This window comes from Cupriavidus sp. D39, assembly GCF_026627925.1.
GTDB lineage: Bacteria > Pseudomonadota > Gammaproteobacteria > Burkholderiales > Burkholderiaceae > Cupriavidus > Cupriavidus ulmosensis.
This window is the reverse complement of the sequence record NZ_JAPNLE010000009.1, coordinates 3,340,038-3,361,338: the sequence shown is the minus strand read 5'-3', so window position 1 is coordinate 3,361,338 and position 21,301 is coordinate 3,340,038. Positions and strand designations below refer to the sequence as shown.

The 21,301-nt window shown below is 66.3% G+C and carries 13 protein-coding genes and 2 pseudogenes; 5 read left to right on the top strand and 10 right to left on the bottom strand.

Annotated features, from left to right (window positions below):
- Window positions 1–263 precede the first annotated feature (263 nt).
- The 5 genes and pseudogenes from OMK73_RS27805 to OMK73_RS27785 form a co-directional block, all read right to left on the bottom strand.
- Window positions 264–3,461: an efflux RND transporter permease subunit gene (locus OMK73_RS27805; protein ID WP_267604856.1), complete on the bottom strand. Its 3,198-nt coding sequence runs from the start codon at window positions 3,459–3,461 to the stop codon at window positions 264–266.
- A gap of 18 nt (window positions 3,462–3,479) precedes the next feature.
- Entirely contained in the window at window positions 3,480–4,712 is a 1,233-nt protein-coding gene (locus OMK73_RS27800; protein WP_267604855.1) for an efflux RND transporter periplasmic adaptor subunit, read from the bottom strand.
- 198 nt (window positions 4,713–4,910) lie between these two features.
- Window positions 4,911–5,540 carry an MOSC domain-containing protein gene (locus OMK73_RS27795; protein WP_267604854.1) on the bottom strand — a complete coding sequence of 210 codons (630 nt, stop codon included), beginning with the start codon at window positions 5,538–5,540 and terminating at the stop codon, window positions 4,911–4,913.
- A gap of 118 nt (window positions 5,541–5,658) precedes the next feature.
- A complete protein-coding gene (locus tag OMK73_RS27790; protein WP_267604853.1) occupies window positions 5,659–6,834 on the bottom strand; it encodes an MFS transporter in 1,176 nt (391 codons plus the stop codon).
- Window positions 6,835–6,988: 154 nt separating this feature from the next.
- Window positions 6,989–8,001 (bottom strand): annotated as a pseudogene (locus OMK73_RS27785) (D-2-hydroxyacid dehydrogenase family protein).
- Between the two features lie 579 nt (window positions 8,002–8,580).
- Here OMK73_RS27785 and OMK73_RS27780 point away from each other — a divergent pair.
- Complete coding sequence (locus OMK73_RS27780) at window positions 8,581–10,437, top strand: phosphoenolpyruvate carboxykinase (GTP) (protein ID WP_267604852.1); 1,857 nt, start codon at window positions 8,581–8,583, stop codon at window positions 10,435–10,437.
- A gap of 72 nt (window positions 10,438–10,509) precedes the next feature.
- Here the strand turns inward: OMK73_RS27780 and OMK73_RS27775 are convergent, their stop codons facing one another.
- Together OMK73_RS27775 and OMK73_RS27770 are read right to left on the bottom strand one after the other, a co-directional pair.
- Complete coding sequence (locus OMK73_RS27775; RefSeq protein ID WP_267604851.1) at window positions 10,510–11,178, bottom strand: response regulator; 669 nt, start codon at window positions 11,176–11,178, stop codon at window positions 10,510–10,512.
- On the bottom strand, window positions 11,175–12,593 hold the full coding sequence (locus OMK73_RS27770) for a cache domain-containing protein (RefSeq protein ID WP_267604850.1): 1,419 nt from the start codon (window positions 12,591–12,593) through the stop codon (window positions 11,175–11,177). Before OMK73_RS27770 ends, OMK73_RS27775 begins: the two co-directional genes overlap by 4 nt.
- Before the next feature lie 389 nt (window positions 12,594–12,982).
- Here OMK73_RS27770 and OMK73_RS27765 point away from each other — a divergent pair, with 389 nt between their 5' ends.
- The 3 genes from OMK73_RS27765 to OMK73_RS27755 all read left to right on the top strand — a co-directional run bounded on the left by OMK73_RS27765 (window position 12,983) and on the right by OMK73_RS27755 (window position 16,031).
- A complete protein-coding gene (locus OMK73_RS27765; RefSeq protein WP_267604849.1) occupies window positions 12,983–15,061 on the top strand; it encodes a carbon starvation CstA family protein in 2,079 nt (692 codons plus the stop codon).
- 69 nt (window positions 15,062–15,130) lie between these two features.
- Window positions 15,131–15,325, top strand: coding sequence for a YbdD/YjiX family protein (locus OMK73_RS27760; protein ID WP_006162283.1), 195 nt, complete (start codon window positions 15,131–15,133; stop codon window positions 15,323–15,325).
- A gap of 229 nt (window positions 15,326–15,554) precedes the next feature.
- Window positions 15,555–16,031, top strand: coding sequence for a hypothetical protein (locus tag OMK73_RS27755; RefSeq protein ID WP_267604848.1), 477 nt, complete (start codon window positions 15,555–15,557; stop codon window positions 16,029–16,031).
- Window positions 16,032–16,370: 339 nt separating this feature from the next.
- Here the strand turns inward: OMK73_RS27755 and OMK73_RS27750 are convergent, their stop codons facing one another.
- Window positions 16,371–16,676, bottom strand: coding sequence for a hypothetical protein (locus OMK73_RS27750; RefSeq protein WP_267604847.1), 306 nt, complete (start codon window positions 16,674–16,676; stop codon window positions 16,371–16,373).
- Between the two features lie 192 nt (window positions 16,677–16,868).
- Here OMK73_RS27750 and OMK73_RS27745 point away from each other — a divergent pair, with 192 nt between their 5' ends.
- The gene (locus OMK73_RS27745; protein ID WP_267604846.1) at window positions 16,869–17,771 is read left to right on the top strand and encodes a LysR family transcriptional regulator; all 903 of its coding nucleotides are present in this window, start codon (window positions 16,869–16,871) and stop codon (window positions 17,769–17,771) included.
- Window positions 17,772–17,854: 83 nt separating this feature from the next.
- Here OMK73_RS27745 and OMK73_RS27740 read toward each other — a convergent pair.
- A pseudogene (locus OMK73_RS27740) lies at window positions 17,855–20,568 on the bottom strand (DNA topoisomerase III).
- 268 nt (window positions 20,569–20,836) lie between these two features.
- Window positions 20,837–21,241, bottom strand: coding sequence for a thioredoxin family protein (locus OMK73_RS27735; RefSeq protein ID WP_267604845.1), 405 nt, complete (start codon window positions 21,239–21,241; stop codon window positions 20,837–20,839).
- Between the last annotated feature and the right edge of the window lie 60 nt (window positions 21,242–21,301).

Sequence of the window (21,301 nt, the reverse complement as noted above, 5' to 3'; positions counted from 1 at the left end):
CGAAACGCTGGCTGGCGGGTGCGAAGAACGGCGGCTGGCTCGCGTGGTCAGGCGTTGCTCGGCGGACCCGGCCACGCACTATTGAGAATGCGAATTATTATCAATTAGTAACGATTTGTAAAGCATGAATCACCACAATCCATGCCCCTGCGTACGAAGCGCGGCGCTTGGTGGCAATGCCGCAACGAAGCAGAAACAAAAAGGGCGGTGCCGACCGATCCGGCACCGCCCCCGAGGCGTCGCGATTTGCTACGGCGGCACGCTCAGTGCACAGCCTCGCCGCCCACCAGGGCCGGCAGACGATTGCCTTGTTCATCGATCTGCAGCGGGCCGGTGCCCGAGAAGCGATCCAGCGCGAGGTAGATCACCGGGGTGATGAACAGCGTGATCACCTGCGAGAACAGCAGGCCGCCCACCACCGCCAGGCCCAGCGGCTGGCGCAGCTCGGCGCCCGCGCCCAGGCCGAGCGCCAGCGGCAGCGCGCCCATCACGGCGGCGAAGGTCGTCATCATGATCGGGCGGAAGCGCAACAGGCAGGCCTGCCGGATCGCGTGCGCCGGGGTCATGCCCTGCTCGCGCTGCGCCGCCAGCGCGAAGTCGATCATCATGATGGCGTTCTTCTTGACGATGCCGATCAGCATCAGCACGCCGATGGTGGCGATCAGCGACAGCTCCACATTGAAGATGAAAAGCGTGAGCAGCGCGCCGACGGCCGCCGAAGGCAGGCCGGCCAGGATGGTCAGCGGATGGATGTAGCTCTCATACAGCACGCCCAGCAACGTGTAGATCACCGCGAGCGCCGCCACCAGCAGCAGCACCTGCGTAGCCTGGGACGACTGGAACACCGCCGCGTCGCCGCCCCAGCTCGTGAAGATCGCGGTGGGCATGGCGATCTCTTGCTTGTAGGCATCGATCTTGGTGGAGGCCGCGCCCAGCGCCGCGCCCGGCGCAAGGTTGAACGACACCGTCACCGAGGGCAGCTGGCCCTGGTGGTTCACGGCAATCGGCCCAACCCGGCGCTCGGTGGTGGCGAAGGCGGAGATCGGCACCATCTGCCCGGTCTTGCTGCGCACGTAGATCTTGGAGAACGCGGTCTCGTCGGCGCGGTCGATATCGGCCGCCTGCAGGATCACGTAGTAGTTGTCGATCGGCGTGTAGATGGTGGACACCTGCCGCTCGCCAAAGGCGGAGTACAGCGCCTGGCGCACGTCCTGGATCTGCACGCCCAGCGCGTTGGCCTTGTCGCGGTCGATCGATAGCTGGGCCTCCAGGCCCGATTGCTGCGAATCGCTGGTGACGTCGCGGAACAGCGGATCGGCGCGCATCTTGCCCATCAGCTTGTCGGAGTACTCCTGCAGCTGGCCGGCCTTCACGCTTTGCAGCGTGTACTGGTAGCGGCTCTTGCTCTGGCGCCCGCCCAAGCGCAGGTTCTGCACCGGCGAGAAGTAAACCGCCAGGCCGGCAATGCCCGAGACGTCCTTGCGCAAGGACTCCACCACCTTGGCCATCTTGGGACGCTCGCCCAGCGGCTTGAGCTCGACGAACATGCGGCCCGTGTTGATGGCAGGGGAGGGCCCGCCGCCGATCGAGATCACGATGCTGCGCACCGCGGGGTTCTTGCGCATGCGCTCGGCCGCATCGCGCAGCCGGTCGGCCATGGCGTCGAAGGAGATATCCTGCGGGCCTTCGGCGTTGACCTGGATCTGCCCGATGTCTTCTTCCGGGAAGAATCCCTTGGGGATGATCACGAACAGCACCGCGGTCAGCACGAAGGTCAGGCCGGCCACCGCCAGCACCGACTTGCGGTGCGCCAGGCACCAGTCGAGCCCGCGCGCGTAGCGATGCAGGGTGAACTCGAACAGGTTCTCGAACCACTGGGTGGAGCGCAGCCCGATGGTCTGCTTCTGCACGATGGCCGGTGCGTGGCTGGCACCCGCGTGGTCGCCGTAGGCGTGCTGTGACTCGTCGATCGGCACGTTCTCGGCCGACAGGAAGCGCGCGCACAGCATCGGGATCAGCGTGAGCGACACCAGCGCCGACACCAGGATGGCCAGCGACACCACCGCCGCGAACTCGTGGAACAGCAGGCCGATCACGCCCGGCATGAAGAAGATGGGGATGAACACGGCCACCAGCGAGATCGAGATCGACAGAATGGTGAAGCCCATCTCGCGCGAGCCGACCAGCGCGGCCTTGAGCGGCGGCACACCTTCCTCGATGTGGCGCACGATGTTTTCCAGCATCACGATGGCATCGTCCACCACCAAACCCACGGCAAGCGTGATGGCCAGCAGCGACACATTGTCCAGGCTGTAGCCGAAGGCCTTCATCAGCGCCACCGTGCCGATCAGCGAGATCGGCAGCGACACGGTGGGAATCAGCGTGGCGGCGGCACGGCGCAGGAACAGGAAAATCACCATCACCACCAGCCCGACGGTCAGGGCCAGCGTGAACTGCACGTCGTGGATGGATTCGCGGATCGATTGCGAGCGGTCGTTGACCACGGCCACGTTGACCGAATCCGGCATCTGCTGGATCAGGCGGGGCAGCGCGTTCTTGATGGCGTCCACCACCGCCACCGTATTGGCATCCGGCTGGCGCAGCACGGCCAGCACGATGGAGCGCTCGTTGTTGAGCCAGCTGCCGGTCTTGATGGTCTCGACGCTGTCTTCCACATCGGCCACGTCCGAGAGCCGCACCAGCGCGCCGCTGGGCTGGCTGGCCACGATGATGTTGCGGAAGGCGTCGGCGCTGGCGAGCTGGCGGTTGGCCTGGATGGTGAGCGTCTGGCGCGCGCCGTCCAGCGTGCCCACCGGCGTATTGGCGTTGGCGCGGTTGAGCGCCGTGGCCAGCTCATCCAGCGTGAGGCCGCGCGCGGCGAGGGCGTCCGGGTGGGCGCGCACGCGCACGGCAAAACGCTTCTGCCCGAACACCTGCACCTGCGCCACGCCCGGCAGGGTGGCCAGGCTGGGCGAGATCAGGTTGTCGCCGAACGCATTCAACTCGGCCAGGCTCATGGCCGGCGAGTTGATCGCCAGCAGCAGCACCGGCGCATCGGCCGGGTTGACCTTGCGGTACGACGGCGGCACCGTCATCTCGATCGGCAGCGCGCGCTGGGCGCGGAACAGCGCCGCCTGCACGTCGACGGCCGCGGCGTCGATGTCGCGGTCGTTGTTGAACTCGATGGTGATGCTGGAGTTGCCGAGCGTGTTGGATGAGCTGATCACCGACACGCCGGGGATGGTGGCAAACTGCTTTTCCAGCTGGGTCGCCACCGACGCCGCCATGGTCTCGGGGCTGGCCCCGGGCAAGGTGGCCGTGACCTGGATCACCGGCGAGTTGAACGACGGCAGCGCCGCGATCGGGATGGTGGGGTAGAGCGCGATGCCGGTGACGATCACTGCAAGACACAGCAGTATCGTCATCACCGGACGGCGAATACAGAGCTCGGACAGGGTCATGGTGTTAGTGCTCTGGGCTCAAGGCTTGGCGTGCGCCACGGCGGCGCTGGCGGCGCCTGCCTTGGCCGCCGGCGTCGCTTCGCGCACCAGGCTGCCGGCGCGCAGGTTCTGCGCGCCTTCCACCACCACGCGCGTGCCGGGCGGCACGCCCTCGATCACGGCGGCGCTGGCGGTCGAGACCTGCACCTTGACCGGCATCGGCTTGACGCGGTTGTCAGGCTGCACGGCGTAGACAAAGCGCCCCTCGGGTCCCGTCACCACCGCCTGCGGCGGCACGGACAGCGCACCCTTTAGCGTCTGCACCACCGCGTCCACGTTGGCGTAGGTACCCGGCCACAGGCGCTGCTCGTCGTTGCCGAACTGCGCCTTGATGCGGATGCTGCCGTACTGCGGGTCAACCGTGTTGTCGACAAAGCTGATCTCGCCGGTGACCGGGGCCTTGCTGCCGTCGTTGGGCAGCGCGGTCACGGCGACCGGGCCGGCGTGCAGGGCCTCGCGCAGCGCGGCGAGCTGGCGCTCGGGCAGCGTGAAGGTGACGGCAATCGGCTGCACCTGGGCGATGGTGACCATCGGCAGCGCGCTGTTGGGCATCACCAGCGAGCCGGGGAACATATTGATCACGCCGGTGCGCCCGCCGATGGTGGCACGGATGGCGCCATAGCTGACCGCCACGCGGCTGGCCTCGATGGCGGCCTGGTCGGCGCGGATGGTGGCCTCGAAGCCGTCGACCTTGGCCTGGGCAGTATCCACCGCGCTCTTGGAGATGAAATTGCGCTCCAGCAGCTCCTTGCTGCGCGCCAGGGTGCGGCGCGCATCGGACAGGTCAGCCTGGTCGCGCATCAGCTGGGCCTGCGCCTTGGCGAGGTTGGCCTCGTCCATGCGGGTGTCCAGCGTGAAGAGCAGGTCGCCCGGCTTGACGGTCTGGCCTTCCTTGATATGCACGGTGCGCACGGTGCTCGACACTTGCGGGCGGATCTCCACCGTGGCGAGCGCGCTCACCGTGCCGTTGGCCGTCACCCGCAGCGGCACGTCCCCCTGCTGCACCAAGGCGGTGGCCACCACCACCACGGGCGGCGCCTTGGCCGCCGGCTTGGGTGCCGTCCAGGCACGCCAGCCGAACCATCCGCCCGCGGCCAGCGCGATCAAGACCGCGCCGAGCAACCAGGGCGAAACCCCCTTGCCGGTACCCATGGCCGGACTCCACTTAGCGTCGACAAAGCCCTTGGCCTGGTCGATCCCGTTCGTTTTCATGTGAGGACTCTCTTACAGTGCGCGCAAAATGCGCCCGCTCCCCGGTAGCCCGGCCTTCTGGGAAGCCGGTGCCGCGCTGCGGAAAACCGCTAGTAGTACAGGATCAGGGGCGCTGAAGGCCAGTACCCACGCAATCCGCGCCATTACAAACTATTACAGCGCGAGCGGATACCTGCTTGTATCGAGAGCCAAACATTATCAGAAAAGCTGGCTCTGGCGGCCATCGCGTTGCCGGGTGTTGATGCTTTCTATCGACACATCGCGCGGTCCGGGCTCGATGGCCACCGCGGCGCCGGCCTGGAGATCGCCCGGGATGACCACGCTCAGGTAAATGCCCGAATAACCACTTTGCACCATATGCTTGATCGCATGGCGGTAGCCCATCACGGCGTTGAGCTTGTAGCAGGGCTGGCGCGGCGACTCCACCTTGAGCACCACGTCGCCGATGCGCAGCAGATCCCCCACCCACAGATCGGTCTCGAGCACACCCTCCAGGGTCAGGTTTTCGCCCATGGCGCCGGGGACGAGCGGCTTCCCGGCCTCGGGCAGGCGCGCTTCCCGGCGGCGCTCGTTCCACCAGGCGTAGTGTTCGGCCGGGTAAGCGTAGACCGCCTTGTCCAGGCCGCCGTGCACGCTCAGGTCGGCCTGTTCGTCGCCCGCCAGCCCCAGCGGGCGCACGGCCACCGACAGCGGATGCAGCAAGGTGCTGAGCGGATGCTTGCGGATGCCCGACATCACCACCGCCTCGGTGCCCACCGCCGCCACGAAAAGCGGGACCGCCTTGCCGACGCTGATGGCGAGCAGGCGCATGCCATTGGATGTGCTCATGCCGTCTCCTTGATCCTGTGTCCTTTATCTTAGCCCCGGGATTTTCCGAACAGCGGTATCAAGCGGCTGCCGCGTGTGCGGTGCCGCACGGCTGGCCGCTTTGTCCGGGCAGGTTGGGTCAGGCCTGCTGCCGCGCTGCCTCGTGCAGGCTCCAGCGCCGTCCCAGCACCCGCGCCTGCTGCGATACCACCAGCGCCAGCAGCATCAGTGCCGCCGCGCCCCAGTGCAGGGAGTCGGCGCCGGCTGTAGCGTAGATCGCCGCGCCGCCCATCGCGCCCAGGGCCTGGCCGAGGTAGATGGAAGACGAGTTGAGCGAGATCGAAACCGCCGCGCGCTCCGGCGCCAGCGCCACCAGCCGCGCCTGCTGCGCGCTGTTGGTGGCAAAGCCGCCCACGCCCCACAACATGAAGATCAGCACCAGCGCCACCGGCCCCAGCATGGCCAGCGGCCACAGCAGCATGGCCGCCAGCGACGTCAGCATGGCGAACTGGACGATGCGCGCGGGCGTGGCCCGGTCCATGCGCGAAGCCGCCAGCACATTGCCGCTGACGCCGCAGGCGCCATAAGCCAGGAACATCAGGCTGAGCGTGCCGCCGCTGATGCCATGCACGTCGCGCAGCAGCAGGGCGATATAAGTAAACAGCGTAAACATCCCGGCCGACTGGATCATGGTGGTGGCCACCACCAGCACCATCGGCGTGTGCCGCAGCACCGCGCCCCAGGCCGCCCGCCCCACCGGCTCCACATACAGCCGCGGCGGCAAGGCCCGCCACACGCCCACCGATGCGCCCAGCGCCAGCAAACCCACCAGCCCCATGCTGAAGCGCCAGCCCAGCGTGCTGGCGATCCACGTCCCCATCGGCACGCCCACCACGCTGGCCACGCTCCAGCCCAGGAAGACAAAGCTGATGGCGCGCCCGCGCGTCTGCGCGTTGACCAGCAACGGCAAGGTGGCAGCGGCTTGCGGGGTGTAGATGGCCGCGCCGATCGCGCTCAGGAAGCGAATGGCCATCAGGCTGGCAAAGCTCGGCGCGAAGGCCGCGGCCAGGTGCATCGCGGCATAGACCAGCAGCGCGCCCGCCAGCAGCAGCCGGCGGTCGATGCGCGAGCCAAGCGTGGCGAACAAGGGCGCGCCGACGCAGGTCGCCAGCGCAAACACGGAGATCAGCTGGCCGGCGGTGCCGGCGCCGAGCTGGAAATCGCCGGCAATGTCATTGAGCATGCCGGTGACGATCATCGCGCCGGTACCGATGACAAAATTGCCAAGGCACAGCATCACGAGCCTGGGATCCATGGCGACCGGGGCAGGGAAAAGGAGGTGGGAAGGACGAAAGCGCGGCCAGAGGCCGCGCGGGAAGGACGAGTGTAGCGGTTTTGCCTTGTTCGCGTTGAGCGTAGCGCACTCGCCGGCCGAGGGGCCGGCGGGGCTAGCGTCTACGGCCTGGCGCTTATCGCGACAGCGCCGGGGTCAGCGCCTTGGGATTGGCGATGCTGTCATGCTTGCCGCTCAGCACATCGAGGATGTTCTGGAAGGCAATGCGGAAGTACATCTCATAGCTTTCGCGCTCGACATAGCCCAGGTGCGGCGTGCAGATGCAGTTTTCCATGCGTAGCAGGGCGTGGCCCTGCAGGATGGGCTCGGACTCGAACACGTCGACCGCCGCCATGCCGGGGCGCCCGCGGTTGAGCGCGGCCAGCAGGGCGTTTTCCTCGACCAGCTCGGCGCGGCTGGTGTTGACGAACAGCGCGGTGGGCTTCATGCGGGAGAAGTCGGCCAGCTTGACCAGCCCGCGGGTCTCGTCATTCAGGCGCAGGTGCAGCGACAGGACATCGCTGTCGGTAAACAATTGCTCTTGCGACTCGGCCACGGCCAGGCCGTCCTCGCGCGCGCTTTTTGCGAGTTCTCGCGTCCCCATACCAGCACGTTCATGCCGAAGGCGCGGCCGTAGCCCGCCAGCAGCTTGCCAATCTTGCCGTAGCCCCAGATCCCGAGCGTCTGCCCGCGCAGCACCTGGCCCAGGCCGAAGTTGGGTGGCATGGTGGTGGACTTGAGCCCGGACTGCTGCCAGGCGCCATGCTTGAGGCTGGCCACGTACTGGGGAATGCGCCGCTGGGCCGCCATGATCAGGGCCCAGGTGAGCTCGGCCGGGGCCACGGGCGAGCCCGCGCCTTCCAGCACCGCCACGCCGCGCTCGGTACAGGCCTCGACATCCACATGGCCGCCAATGCGCCCGGTCTGGCTGATGATCTTGAGCTTGGGGAGTTTTTCCAGCAGTTGCCGGGTGATGCGCGACCGTTCGCGGATAAGCACCACGGCTTCCACGTCGGACAGGCGTGCCGCCAGCTGGCCTACGCCCTTGACGGTGTTGTTGAACACCTTGACGTCATGGCTATCGAGCAGGCTGAAGCATGACAGCTTGCGAACGGCATCCTGATAATCGTCGAGTACGGCAATCTTCATCGGAAACTCATGGGAAACTCTAGTTTGGCTATCGCAAGGTGCGCACACCCACATTGCGGCGCACCCATCAACGTTATAGTTTTAGCATCTGTCGCCCAACACCGCACCGGATGCAGCACGCCGCGGGAACAATCCCGCGCGACGCGAAAGTGAGCCGACGGACAGGCAAACCAGACAATACGGCATGGCCCGGAATCGCGCACGAACATTGCTGCGGAGCAAAAACAGCGGCGTGCGGCGGTGGTATCCTTGCCGGTTCCGATGCCGCCCCAGATTGTCGGTCGAGCCTTGCTCCCGTCACCCGGGCCACGTCGGACAAAGCCTGCCCGGCCCTGTCACAGGCGAAGCGCCACCGTAGCGCAGCCGCGGGGCCTGTCGCGACCTTTTGCGCAGTTCCGGTCGCTGCGGAGTTGTAACGGGATGTGACGATCCTGGCCTGAGCCATCCTACCCGGCCCGGTGCGGAACCCAGCGGCGAATTGCCGCGGTCTGCCCTGGTCGTGGGGCCGCCGCCAGCCGTCTCCCGACGCGGCAACCGCCAGGCTTTGCAAGATTTTCCTTTACGCTTTGGAGTTGCAGTATGAACCACCCCGCCATGCAGGGCACGCCCGCACTCAACGTTCCAGCCTGGGTCAAGCACCAGAAGCTGGTCGCCTGGGTCGCCGAGTTCGCCGCCCTTGCCAAACCCGACAATATCTACTGGTGCGACGGCTCGCAGGAAGAATACGACCGCCTGTGCGAACAGATGGTCGCCGCCGGCACCATGAAGCGCCTGAACCCGGCCAAGCGCAAGAACTCGTTCCTGGCGCTGTCCGATCCGTCCGACGTGGCACGTGTGGAAGACCGCACCTTCATCTGCTCGCAGAAGAAGGAAGACGCCGGCGCCACCAACAACTGGACCGCCCCGGCTGAAATGCGCCAGACGCTGTCCGGCCTGTTCGACGGCTGCATGCGCGGCCGTACGCTGTACGTGGTGCCGTTCTCGATGGGCCCGCTGGGCTCGCCGATCGCCCACATTGGCGTGGAACTGTCGGATTCGCCGTATGTTGCCGTCAACATGCGCATCATGACGCGCATGGGCCGCGCCGTGTTCGACGTGCTGGGCACCGACGGCGAGTTCGTGCCGTGCGTGCACACCGTGGGCAAGCCGCTGGCTGCCGGCGAGAAAGACGTGGCGTGGCCGTGCAACCCGACCAAGTACATCGTCCATTTCCCGGAAACGCGCGAAATCTGGTCGTACGGCTCGGGTTACGGCGGCAACGCGCTGCTGGGCAAGAAGTGCTTCGCGCTGCGCATTGCGTCCACCATGGGCCGCGACGAAGGCTGGCTGGCCGAGCACATGCTGATCCTGGGCGTGACGTCGCCGGAAGGCAAGAAGTACCACGTGGCCGCTGCGTTCCCGTCGGCCTGCGGCAAGACCAACTTCGCCATGCTGATCCCGCCCAAGGGCTTCGAAGGCTGGAAGGTCACCACCATCGGCGACGACATCGCCTGGATCAAGCCGGGCCAGGACGGCCGCCTGTACGCCATCAACCCGGAAGCCGGCTACTTCGGCGTGGCCCCGGGCACCAGCGAGAAGACCAACTTCAACGCGATGGCCACGCTCAAGGAAAACGTCATCTTCACCAACGTGGCGCTGACCGACGACGGCGACGTGTGGTGGGAAGGCATGACCAAGGAAGCCCCGGCGCACCTGACCGACTGGCAAGGCAAGGACTGGACCCCGGCCATCGCCAAGGAAACCGGCGCCAAGGCTGCCCACCCGAACGCCCGCTTCACCGCCCCGGCCGTGCAGTGCCCGTCGATCGACGATAACTGGGACAACCCGGCCGGCGTCGCCATCGATGCGTTCATCTTCGGCGGCCGCCGCTCCACCACGGTGCCGCTGGTGACGGAAGCCCGCAACTGGACCGAAGGCGTCTACATGGCCGCCACCATGGGCTCGGAAACCACCGCCGCCGCTGCTGGCCAGCAAGGCGTGGTGCGCCGCGACCCGTTCGCCATGCTGCCGTTCTGCGGCTACAACATGAGCGACTACTTCGGCCACTGGCTGGCGCTGGGCAAGAAGCTGGAAGCTGCCGGCGCCAAGCTGCCGGGCATCTACTGCGTCAACTGGTTCCGCAAGGACGCGGACGGCAACTTCGTGTGGCCGGGCTTTGGCGAGAACATGCGCGTGCTGTCGTGGATGATCGACCGCGTAGAAGGCCGCGGCAAGGGCACCGACCACGTGTTCGGCACCTCGCCCCGCTTCGAGGACCTGAACTGGGAAGGCCTGGACTTCACCAAGCAGCAATTCGAGCAAGTCACCTCGATCGACCACGCCGCCTGGCAACAGGAGCTGGCGCTGCATGAGGAGCTGTTCACGCAACTCAAGCACAACCTGCCGCAAGCCCTGGTGGATGCCAAGGCCGCGCTGGCCAAGCGTCTGGCTGCCTAAATAGCAGGCAGGCCCGGCCTCGCTGACAAACCTGATGCTCGAAAGCCCACCCCGGAAACGGGGCGGGCTTTTTCATTTGGGCCCGCCCGGTCCGCCCTCGGCGCCGGCATGTTCCACGGCGAACTTCACCAGTTCGGCGCGGCCTTCGATGCCCAGCTTGCGCCGCAGGTTGAGCCGGTGGGTCTCGATGGTGCGCACCGACACGCCCAGCGCGGCGGCAATGTCCTTGTTGGCCTGGCCGCGGCCGATGCAGTTGAAGATGTCGCGCTCGCGCGGAGTGAGCGCATCGAGCGGCCCGGCGGCCGGGCTTTGCTCGGCCATGCTGCGGGCGATGCGGGCGCTGTAGAACACGCGGCCGGCCAGCACCGCGGCGATGGCGGCCATCAGTTCGTCGGCGGGCGCATCCTTGAGCACATAGCCGCGCGCGCCGGCGCGGATCGCCTGGCGCACGTATTCGAGGTTGTCGTGCATCGACACGATCAGCACGGCCAGTTCGGGATAGTCCTCGTGCAGCGCGGCGGCCAGTGCGATGCCGCCCATGCCCCGCATGCCGATATCGGTGATGACCAGCTCAGGCATGTGCTCGGCGCTGGCCCGCGCCAGCCAGGCCAGCGCGGCCTCGCCGTCGTCGGCTTCGCCCACCACCGTGAGCTCGGGCTGCAGGCTAAGACGCATGCGCATGCCGTCGCGCACCAGCGCGTGGTCGTCGATCAGCAGGACGCGGGCGGGGGCGGGGGTCATGAGTGGGTGTTTCCTGGTGAATCTGGCAAATTTGGGTTGTGGCGTATGCTCGACTGCACCGGCACTACCGGAACCGCGGCGCTCAGCCGGGTCGCGCCCGGCCCGGAGACGATATCGAACTCGCCGCCCAGCGCGGCGACGCGCTCGCGCAGGTTGCGCAGGCCGATGCCGCGCTTCGGATCGAGCTGCATGCGGGCCACGTCGAAGCCGGCGCCGTCGTCCTGCACGGTCAGGCGGGTAGCGTTGGCGTCGAACGCCAGCACCAGCGTGACATGGCGCGCATGCGCATGCCGCTCCACATTGGTCAGCGCCTCCTGGGCGATGCGGTAGAGGGCCGTGGCCTGCTCGTCGGCGAGTTCGCGCGGCTTGCCCGTGTGCAACACCGCAATCTGCAGCCCGCTGCCTTCCTGCATCTCGCGTGCCAGGTGCTGCAGCGCCGCGAACAGGCCAAGGTCGTCAAGCAGGGCGGGGCGCAGGTTGCGCGCCACCCGGCGCACCTCATTGAAGACCGTATCCAGCCGGACCAGCGCAGTGCCAAGCACGGGCGCAACCGAGGCGCCCTCGGCCGGGGCCATGCGCAGACGGTTGGCGGCCGTCTCCAGCAGCAGCTTGACCGACACCAGCAGCTGGCTGATGCCGTCGTGCAGCTCGCGCGACAGCCGCGCGCGTTCTTCTTCCTGCGACTGCACCACGCGCTGCGCCAGCTGCCGCAGCTTGGCGTCGGCCTCGCGGTGCTCGCTCACATTGAGCGCCAGGCCGCTGGCGGCCACCAGCAGGATGCTGATCGCGGCAATCACGCCGATCCAGGCCATGGTCTCGCGGATATCGGTCTCCGCCCGCGCATCGAGCTGGCGCAGGGTGCGCTCCACGTCGTCGAGATAGATGCCTGTGCCCAGCATCCAGTTCCACTCCGGCACGGCGACCACGTAACCCAGCTTGGGGGCCAGTTGCTGCGAGGAGGGCTTTCTCCACATATAACGCACCGACCCACCGCCGGCGCGGGCCGCGGCGATCAGCTTCTGGATGGTGAGCGCGCCCTGTGGGTCACGCAAGCTCCACAAATCCTGCCCGACCAGCTCGGGCTGGCGCGGGTGCATCAGGTTGCGGCCCTGCAGGTCGTAGAGAAAGAAGTAGCCGTCGGGGCCGTAGTCCAGGCGCGCCAGGGCCTGCATGGCGGCGTCGCGGGTGGCCGCATCGTTGTGGCCCGAGCGCACCATCGGCGCGATCGCGCTTTGCGCCAGTTCTACGTAGTGGCGCAGCTCGACTTCCTTGCTCTGCAGGTAGGCCGCCTCGACCAGCGCGCGCTCGTGGCTTGCCAGCTGGGTGGCCTGGTAACGCACGGCCAGCGCGATGCCGAACATGGCCACGGCGAGCGGCGCGACGGCCAGTAACAGGATTTTCTGACGGAGTTTCATCGGGACCGGGGTAAACACGGATGACGCGCAAGCGGCATGCGAGCGTCGATCTACGTAGTAACACGCAGCATCGCTGCGTAGTTCCGCGCTTGTGCCGCCAGGGACGGGTGTCAATACTACACGCCGGACGCGCGAGTGCCGCACAGGCGGCGCAATGCATGCGTCCTGCGCAGTGGGTGCGGCTAGCGTCTGAGCTGTTTGCATCGCCCGCCTGCGACGACCAGATCCGGATCTTGCGAGACATACCGGGCGTCGACGGAGACTGGGCAGGAATCAACCCGCCGCCCACCCTCCGCCCGCCGCCACCAGGGGACGCCACCCGCGCGCCCCTTGCTTCCGGCACCTGCCGCCGCCGGCATTCCTAAAAATGGTCTGAGGAGACCCTCATCATGAATCGCATCGGGCAACACCTGGTGTGGCTGGCCGTCGCCGTCCTTGGCGCCTTTGCCTTTGCCACCGTTGCACTGTCTCGCGGCGAAGCCGTCAGTGCCTTGTGGATCGTGGTCGCCGCGATCTGCATCTATCTGATCGCCTACCGCTACTACAGCAAGTTCATCGCCGAGAAGGTGATGCAGCTCGATCCCAAACGCATGACGCCGGCCTGGCGCCATAACGACGGGCTGGACTACGTGCCGACCAACAAGGCCGTGCTGTTCGGCCACCACTTCGCCGCCATTGCCGGCGCCGGCCCGCTGGTGGGCCCGGTGCTGGCCGCGCAGATGGGCTATATGCCCGGCATGCTGTGGATCCTGGCGGGCGTGGTGTTTGCCGGCGCGGTGCAGGACTTCATGGTGCTGTTCATCTCCACGCGCCGCGACGGCCGCTCGCTGGGCGACCTGATCAAGTCCGAGATGGGCACGGTGCCCGGCATGATCGCGCTGTTCGGCTGCTTCATGATCATGATCATCATCCTGGCAGTGCTGGCGCTGATCGTGGTGAAGGCGCTGGCGGACTCGCCCTGGGGCACCTTCACGGTGGGGGTGACGATTCCTATCGCCATCTTCATGGGCATCTACACGCGCTACATCCGCCCGGGCCGCATCGGCGAGGTGTCGGTGATCGGTTTCGTGCTGCTGATGCTCGCCATCATCGGCGGCCAGTATGTGCATGAGAGCGCCGTGCTGGCGCCGCTGTTCACCTACGACGGCAAGGCGCTGACGTGGATGCTGATCATCTACGGCTTTATCGCCGCCGTGCTGCCGGTGTGGCTGCTGCTGGCCCCGCGCGACTATCTCTCCACATTCCTGAAGATCGGCACCATCATCGCGCTGGCCATCGGCATCCTGATCGTGGCGCCGGAGCTGAAGATGCCGGCGTTCACGCAGTTCGCCAAGGGCGGCGGGCCGGTGTGGTCGGGCAACCTGTTCCCGTTCCTCTTCATCACCATCGCCTGCGGCGCGGTGTCGGGCTTCCACGCGCTGATCTCCTCGGGCACCACGCCCAAGCTGCTCGAGAGCGAAGCGCATATGCGCTTTATCGGCTATGGCGCGATGCTGGCCGAGTCCTTCGTCGCCATCATGGCGCTGGTGGCTGCCTCGGTGATCGAGCCGGGCGTCTACTTCGCCATGAACAGCCCGGCAGCCGTGATCGGCACCTCGCCGGAAACGGTAGCCCAGGTGGTTTCGGGCTGGGGCTTCGTGATCACGCCCGACGTGCTGATCCAGACCGCCAAGGACGTTGGCGAGAACTCCATCATCTCGCGCGCCGGCGGCGCACCGACGCTGGCCGTGGGCATTGCCCACATCCTGCACCAGGTGGTGGGCGGCCAGGCCATGATGGCCTTCTGGTACCACTTCGCCATCCTGTTCGAGGCCCTGTTCATCCTGACCGCGGTAGATGCGGGCACCCGCGCGGGCCGCTTCATGCTGCAGGACCTGCTGGGCAGCTTCGTGCCGTCGTTTCGCCGCACCGACTCGCTGCCGGCCAACCTGATCGCCACCGCGCTGACCGTATCGTTCTGGGGCTATTTCCTGTACCAGGGCGTGGTTGACCCGCTTGGCGGCATCAACACGCTGTGGCCGCTGTTCGGCATCTCCAACCAGATGCTGGCTGCGGTGGCGCTGGTGCTCGGCACCTGCGTGCTGGTCAAGATGAAGCGCGGCCAGTACGCCTGGGTCACCCTGGTGCCCACCATCTGGCTGCTGATCTGCACGCTGACCGCCGGCTGGCAAAAGCTGTTCGACGCCGATCCCAAGGTCAGCTTCCTGACCCACGCGGCCAAGTTCAGCGACGCCATCGCCCAAGGCAAGGTGCTGGCTCCGGCCAAGTCGATGGAGCAGATGCATCGCATCGTCTTCAACGACTACCTGGATGCCGGGCTGTGCGCGCTGTTCATGTTCGTGGTGCTGTCGATCGTGTTCTACGGTTTCAAGACCGCGATGAAGGCCCGCACGCAGAGCCGCCCGAGCGACCGCGAAACGCCGTTCGAACCGATGCCGGCTTCGGCTTCGGCTTCGGCGCAGCATTGAGTGCGTGCGCTGGCCACCGGCCAGCGCTAACCCGATATCGGGCTTGGATTTGTAGACAGGAGATCCATCATGCTTGAGCAACTTGGAACCATGGGACGCTACCTGGGCCAGTCCCTGCGCCTGATGGTGGGTTTGCCGGATTACCAGACCTATGTGGCGCACATGGAGGCCACCCACCCCGACCGCGAACCCATGACCTACGAGGCATTCTTTCGCGAACGGCAGGAGGCCCGCTACGGCGGGGGGCAGGGAAAATGTTGCTGATCTGCACGTGGCATGCGGCACGCACACAGGAATGTGAGTGCGCATAGCCGCACAACCATCCTAACCCCGCAGTAACTCCGCGCTTCACGCTGTTAAAGAACGGTCCGCCAATACTGGCGGACCGTTTGACGTTTCTGCAGCGGTTACAGCGCCTTACACGTGGTTACAGCAAGGTCGCGGCTACATCTCTACACTTGCGTCACAGTTGCTCAACCCAAGGAAGAAGAACATGTCTCGGCACCCCGTTCGCAGTTTCACCCTGGCCATCGCCCTGGCGGCATCCGCCCTGCCGGTGTTTGCGGGCGATATGAATAATGCCCTCGGCGGCGCACTCGGCGGTGTCGCCGGCGCGGCGGTCGGTGGCGCGCTAGGCGGCTCGACCGGTGCGGTGATCGGCGGCGCGGTTGGCGGCGGCGCAGGCGGGGCGGTCACGTCCAATCGCCGCGAGCGCACTGGCGCCATCATCGGCGGCGCGCTGGGCGGCGGCGCAGGCACGGCAGCGGGCAACGCCATGGGCGGGCGCACCGGCGGCCTGCTGGGCGCGGCGGTTGGCGGCGGTGCAGGCGCCGCACTGGGCGGCAACGTCTCGCGCAGCAACTCCTACGCGGACGAACGCGGCCGCGGCTACCGCGATGACCGCTACTACCGCAGCGGCTACAAGCGCAAGCACGGCCGTGGCCACAACCATCACGATCACGACGACTGATCTGCATGGCGCAGGCGGGATCATCTCCCGCCCGCAGGCAGCCGGCCTACGACGCCGGCAACAAAAACGGGCCATGACTGGCCCGTTTTTTATGCCCCGACGCCGGTCCGAAAACCTGGCCGGGGGTATCATGCATCACCCGATACGCGCGAGCGAACGCGGCACAAGCAACACAAGCGGGCGGCCCAAAAACAAACACGCCCGTACCGGCGTGGTACGGGCGTGTCCTCCATGTAGTACGGAGAGAGAGCTTTCGCTCCCTCCCCGTCGGCCTGTGGAGATCAGCCGAAAGGGATGGAACCGCCATCAGAAGCGGTTCCCGCCGACAGGGCGCCTGAATTACAGGGCAGCGGCGCCGTCGGTGAAGACGTCGAACTTGCCGGCCTTGGCGCCGTCGGTGTACGGGTCGAACTTGCCAACGCGGGCGCCATCCGTGAACGGGTCGAACTTGCCGGCACGAGCGCCGTCGGTAAAGCTGTCGAACTTGCCTGCCTTGCCGCCGTTGCTGTAGACCGAAGCCTGGGTGGCGCGGGCGCCATCGGTGTAGGGGTCGAACTTACCGGCCTTGGCAAATGCGGGGGCGGCGGTCAGGGCGGCTGCAAGCGTGGTGGCAGCGGCGATCAGGGCGAAACGTTGGCTTTTCATGATTGAATCCTTTCCACAGGCAGGACACCTAGTCTTCTCAGCAGCCTTCGCTGCAATGCGGCATCCGATGGCTTCATATTAGGCATTTCCCTGATATGAATAAATATTGCCCCAGACAATGATTAGTTGTAGTTTTAACAATAAACAACCCACTTTCCGTAAAAGTTCGCGGGCAAGACTGGAGACTATGTCATGGACCGGCTGCAATCGATGCGCGTCTTTTCCAAAGTGGTCGAGCTCGGCAGCTTTGCTCGTGCGGCGCAACAATTGGAAATGTCCAATGCGGTAGTGACGCGCTACGTCGCCGACCTGGAGAGCCACCTTGGCACGCGCTTGCTCAATCGCACCACCCGCAGCCTGTCGCTGACCGATGCCGGGGAAACCTACCTGCAGCGTTGCCAGCAGATCCTGGAGGATGTAGAGGAGGCCGAGGCCGTGGTGACGGCGCGCAGCCAGTCGCTCTCCGGCACGCTACGGCTGGTGACGCCGGTGATGTTCGGCCTGCACCTGCTGCCGGACACGCTGGCGCGCTTCCAGGCCCTGTACCCGGAAGTGGTATTCGACGTGCAGCTGTCGGACCGTATCGTCGATATCGTGGAGGAGGGCCGCGACGTGGGCGTGGTGCTGTCGGACCTGGGGCTGGGCTCGCACCTGGTGGCGCGCCCGCTGATCTCCGCCGAGATCATCCTGTGCGCCTCGCCGGGCTACCTGCGCAAGCACCCGCCGCTGCGCCACGCGCATGAGCTGACCAACCACCGCTGTATCGCAATGCGCCTTCCCACCGCTGAGCATGAGTGGACGCTGTCGGGCCCGGAGGGCGAGGTGACGGTGCCGATCCGCCCGGGCCTGCTGTGCAGCAATGCCGAGCTGGCACACCAGGCGGCGCTGGCCGACATGGGCGTGGCGATGCTGTCATCCTACCTGGCGCGCCCCAATATCGAGGCGGGGCGGCTGACGCACATCCTGCCGCAGTACCAGTTGCCGAAACGCGATATCAGCGTGGTCTACCCGAGCCGCAAGTTCCTGCCGACCAAGGTCCGCGCCTTTATCGATTTCCTGCTCGAAGAGGGCAAGATCCGCAGCGACAACCAGTAGGGGAATCGCAGGATCGAGGGATAAAGGGATAGAGGGATAAAAGGCAAGCGCGGAGCCGGCAGGACGCCGGCTCCGCGCGCGGCTCACTCCTCCTCGGCGTCGGCCGTGGCTTCGTCGTCGGCGCGGGACTTGCCGGTAGCGCGCTTGGCGGCCGGCGTCTTGGCCGCGGCTTTCTTCGCTGCGGGTGCCTTCTTGGCGGCGGGGGCCTTCTTGGCCGCCACCTTCTTGGCCGGCGCCTTGGCCTTGCTCACCGTTTCGGCAGCCTGATCCTCGCCGCCAGCCTTGGCGGACGTGGTCTTGGCCGCTGCGCCCTTGGCCGCGGTCTTGGCGCCCGCCTTGGGCTCGCGCGCCTCGAACTCGAAGCCGATCTTGCCGTCCGGCTGCTTGGCCAGGAAGGCCTTGAAGTTGCGCCCGGTGCGCGATGACTTGAAGCCGGTCAGCAGGTCCGTGCGGCCCACGCCCAGCAGCTTGCCGATCTGCTCGCGCGAGATCTCCTGCTGCAGGATGATCTTGCCCGTGGTGAAGTCGCAGGTCTTGGGCACGGCCACGCTGTTCTCGCACACGTACTTCATGCCGTGCTCGTACACCGAGCCGCCGCACTTGGGACAGGCACCAACCGCTTCCTGCTCGCTGAAGTCGACCGGCTCGCCGTCGTTGTCGTCGTCGTTCTGGCCGAAGTCGAATTCCATCTTGTAATGGCCTTCGTCGTCCTTGCCCAGCTTGAGGATGGCGGCGAACGGCCGGCCCATCTTGCTGCGGAAGCCTTGCAGCGGACCGATTTCCTTCTTCAGCAGCAGCTCTTCGACTTCGTCGATCTCGAACTGGCGCCCACCCGGGATCTTGCTGATCGAGAATTCGCACGCGGTGCAGGCAAAGCGGCGGTAGTTCTCCTTGACCTGGCTGCCGCACTGCGGGCACGGCGTGGCCAGCGTGGCGTAGTCGCCCGGAATGGTGTCGCTGTCGTATTCCTTGGCGCGCTTGACGATTTGCTGCGTCATCTGCGCGATCTCGCGCATGAACTCGTCGCGCTTGAGGCCGCCGCGCTCGATCTGCGACAGCTTGTGCTCCCATTCGCCGGTCAGCTCGGCCTGGGTCAGTTCCTGCACGCCCAGGCCGCGCAGCAGCGTCATCAGCTGGAAGGCCTTGGCGGTGGGAATCAGCTCGCGGCCTTCGCGCACCAGGTATTTCTCGGCGAGCAGGCCTTCGATGATGGCCGCGCGCGTGGCCGGCGTGCCCAGGCCCTTGCCGGCCATGGCCTCGCGCAGCGCGTCGTCGTCCACCAGCTTGCCGGCGCCTTCCATGGCGGACAGCAGCGTGGCTTCGTTGTAGCGCGCGGGCGGCTTGGTGGTCAGCATCACGCCGTCGACCTTGTCGACCTTGACGCGCTCGTCCTTGGCCACCGCCACCAGGTTGGCCTCGTCGCCCTGGGCTTCACGGCCATAGACCACCAGCCAGCCAGGATTGACCAGGACCTTGCCCTCGGTCTTGAAATGATGGCCGGCCACCTCGGTAATGCGGGTGGTGACCTGGAACTCGGCCGCCGGGAAGAACACCGCCAGGAAGCGGCGCACCACCAGGTCATACAGTTTCTGTTCCGGCTCCGAGAGGTTCTTCGGGGCTTGCAGCGTCGGGATGATAGCGAAGTGATCGCTGATCTTGCTGTTGTCGAAGATCTTCTTGTTGGGCTTGATCCACCCGCTGGCCAGCACCTTCTTGGCGTGCGGCAGGTAGTTCGGCGAGCTCTCGGCCAGCATGTCCATGGTCTGCTTGACCGTGTCCAGGTAGTCCTCGGGCAGCGCGCGCGCATCGGTACGCGGGTAGGTCAGCACCTTGTGCTTTTCGTACAGCGCCTGGGCCAGGCCGAGGGTGTTCTTGGCCGAAAAGCCAAAGCGCGAGTTGGCCTCGCGCTGCAGCGTGGTCAGGTCGAACAGCGCCGGCGACTGCTGCGAGGACGGCTTGGACTCTTCGGTGACGGTGCCGGTCTTGTCACGGCAGGCCGCCACGATGCTCTTGGCCTCGGCCTCGCTCCACAGGCGCGACTCGCGCGTCTCGGGATCGAACTCGCTCTTCTTGAACTTGGGGTCGAACCAGCGGCCTTCGTAGAGGCCGGCGGCGGCGATGAACTCGGCGCGCACTTCCCAGTAGTCGCGCGGGACGAACTTCTTGATCTTCTCTTCGCGCTCCACCACGATCGACAGCGTGGGGGTCTGCACCCGGCCAACCGTGGTCAGGAAGAAGCCGCCGCCCTTGCTGTTGAACGCAGTCATGGCGCGCGTGCCGTTAATGCCCACCAGCCAGTCGGCTTCCGAGCGGCAGCGCGCGGCGTCCGCCAGCGGCAGCATGTCGGCATCGTCGCGCAGGCGGGCAAAGCCGTCGCGGATTGCCTGCGGCGTCATGGACTGCAGCCACAGGCGCTGCACCGGCTGCTTGGCCTTGGCCTGCTGCTGGATCAGGCGGAAGATCAGCTCCCCTTCGCGCCCCGCGTCGCAGGCGTTCACCAGGCCGGTGACGTCCTTGCGCTTGATCAGGCGGTTGAGCACCTTCAGCCGCGACTCGGTCTTGGGGATGGGGCGCAGGTCGAAGTGGGGGGAATCACCGGCAGGTTGGCGAAGCTCCACTTGCCTCGCTTGACTTCGTATTCGTCCGGGGCGGCGATTTCAACCAGGTGGCCGACGGCCGACGAAAGAACGTAATCGTCACTTTCGAAGTATTCGTCATGCTTGGTAAAGCCCCCGAGGGCACGGGCGATATCGGCCGCAACCGATGGCTTTTCCGCGATGATGAGGGCTTTTGACATGGATCGGATCCTTGCTGGCCGCACTCTGGCGACCTGCGAATTGTTGCCACTAAGGGCTCTGCACTATATGTAAACAGCGAGCTTGGGGCTTTGAGGCGCCAATAATAAGCGCGGTTCCGACGGCGGTGCAAGCAAGCTGCCTCCGCCGTCGCCGTCAAACGGGCGCTGCTGGCATGCGGGCCGGCCCTGAACAGCCGCTGCCCGCTTCGTTTTTTGACTGCATTTTCCGGCGGTGCTCCCGGCCGGCCCCTGGCGCCGATGACCGGAGTTAGACGTCGTTAGCGTGCGGCGCCAGCCACTCGAGCACGTCCGGGACCTCCGCACCCGCTGTCGCCGGCATGGCCGCACCGCGCGCCAGCATGCGCTCGAGCACTTCGATGTGCGGCAAAAGTGTCCCGTAGAACTGCGGGGCTCCACCCGCCGCCGGCTGCACCAGCAGCGTCGGGAAGTTGTCGATATCCAGGTCTCCCAGCTGGTCGGCATGGGTTTCGATATCGATCCACACGAAGCAATCGCCAGGAAACCGGGCGGCAAGCGCCGTGAACGCCTCCTGGTAGGTGCCGCAGGTGCCGCACCAGGCTGCGCACAGGCAGGCTACCAGGCGGCCTTGCGGACGCGCTGCCAGCGCCTGGGCGATCGCGCCCTGGTCCTGCTCCGGAAAGTAAACGGTCATGGCGGAGGAAACATGAGCCTTTTCAGGCACGGGAAATCGTTTGATTGTAGCGGCCGCCAG

Bases quoted from the DNA above. Each gene is read 5' to 3' on its own strand.
- OMK73_RS27775 (WP_267604851.1), bottom strand. From the start codon at position 11,178: ATGACCCCCGCCCCCGCCCGCGTCCTGCTGATCGACGACCACGCGCTG.
- OMK73_RS27795 (WP_267604854.1), bottom strand. From the start codon at position 5,540: ATGAGCACATCCAATGGCATGCGCCTGCTCGCCATCAGCGTCGGCAAG.
- OMK73_RS27765 (WP_267604849.1), top strand. From the start codon at position 12,983: ATGAATCGCATCGGGCAACACCTGGTGTGGCTGGCCGTCGCCGTCCTT.
- OMK73_RS27790 (WP_267604853.1), bottom strand. From the start codon at position 6,834: ATGGATCCCAGGCTCGTGATGCTGTGCCTTGGCAATTTTGTCATCGGT.
- OMK73_RS27745 (WP_267604846.1), top strand. From the start codon at position 16,869: ATGGACCGGCTGCAATCGATGCGCGTCTTTTCCAAAGTGGTCGAGCTC.
- OMK73_RS27755 (WP_267604848.1), top strand. From the start codon at position 15,555: ATGTCTCGGCACCCCGTTCGCAGTTTCACCCTGGCCATCGCCCTGGCG.
- OMK73_RS27770 (WP_267604850.1), bottom strand. From the start codon at position 12,593: ATGAAACTCCGTCAGAAAATCCTGTTACTGGCCGTCGCGCCGCTCGCC.
- OMK73_RS27805 (WP_267604856.1), bottom strand. From the start codon at position 3,461: ATGACCCTGTCCGAGCTCTGTATTCGCCGTCCGGTGATGACGATACTG.
- OMK73_RS27735 (WP_267604845.1), bottom strand. From the start codon at position 21,241: ATGACCGTTTACTTTCCGGAGCAGGACCAGGGCGCGATCGCCCAGGCG.
- OMK73_RS27760 (WP_006162283.1), top strand. From the start codon at position 15,131: ATGCTTGAGCAACTTGGAACCATGGGACGCTACCTGGGCCAGTCCCTG.
- OMK73_RS27800 (WP_267604855.1), bottom strand. From the start codon at position 4,712: ATGAAAACGAACGGGATCGACCAGGCCAAGGGCTTTGTCGACGCTAAG.
- OMK73_RS27780 (WP_267604852.1), top strand. From the start codon at position 8,581: ATGAACCACCCCGCCATGCAGGGCACGCCCGCACTCAACGTTCCAGCC.
- OMK73_RS27750 (WP_267604847.1), bottom strand. From the start codon at position 16,676: ATGAAAAGCCAACGTTTCGCCCTGATCGCCGCTGCCACCACGCTTGCA.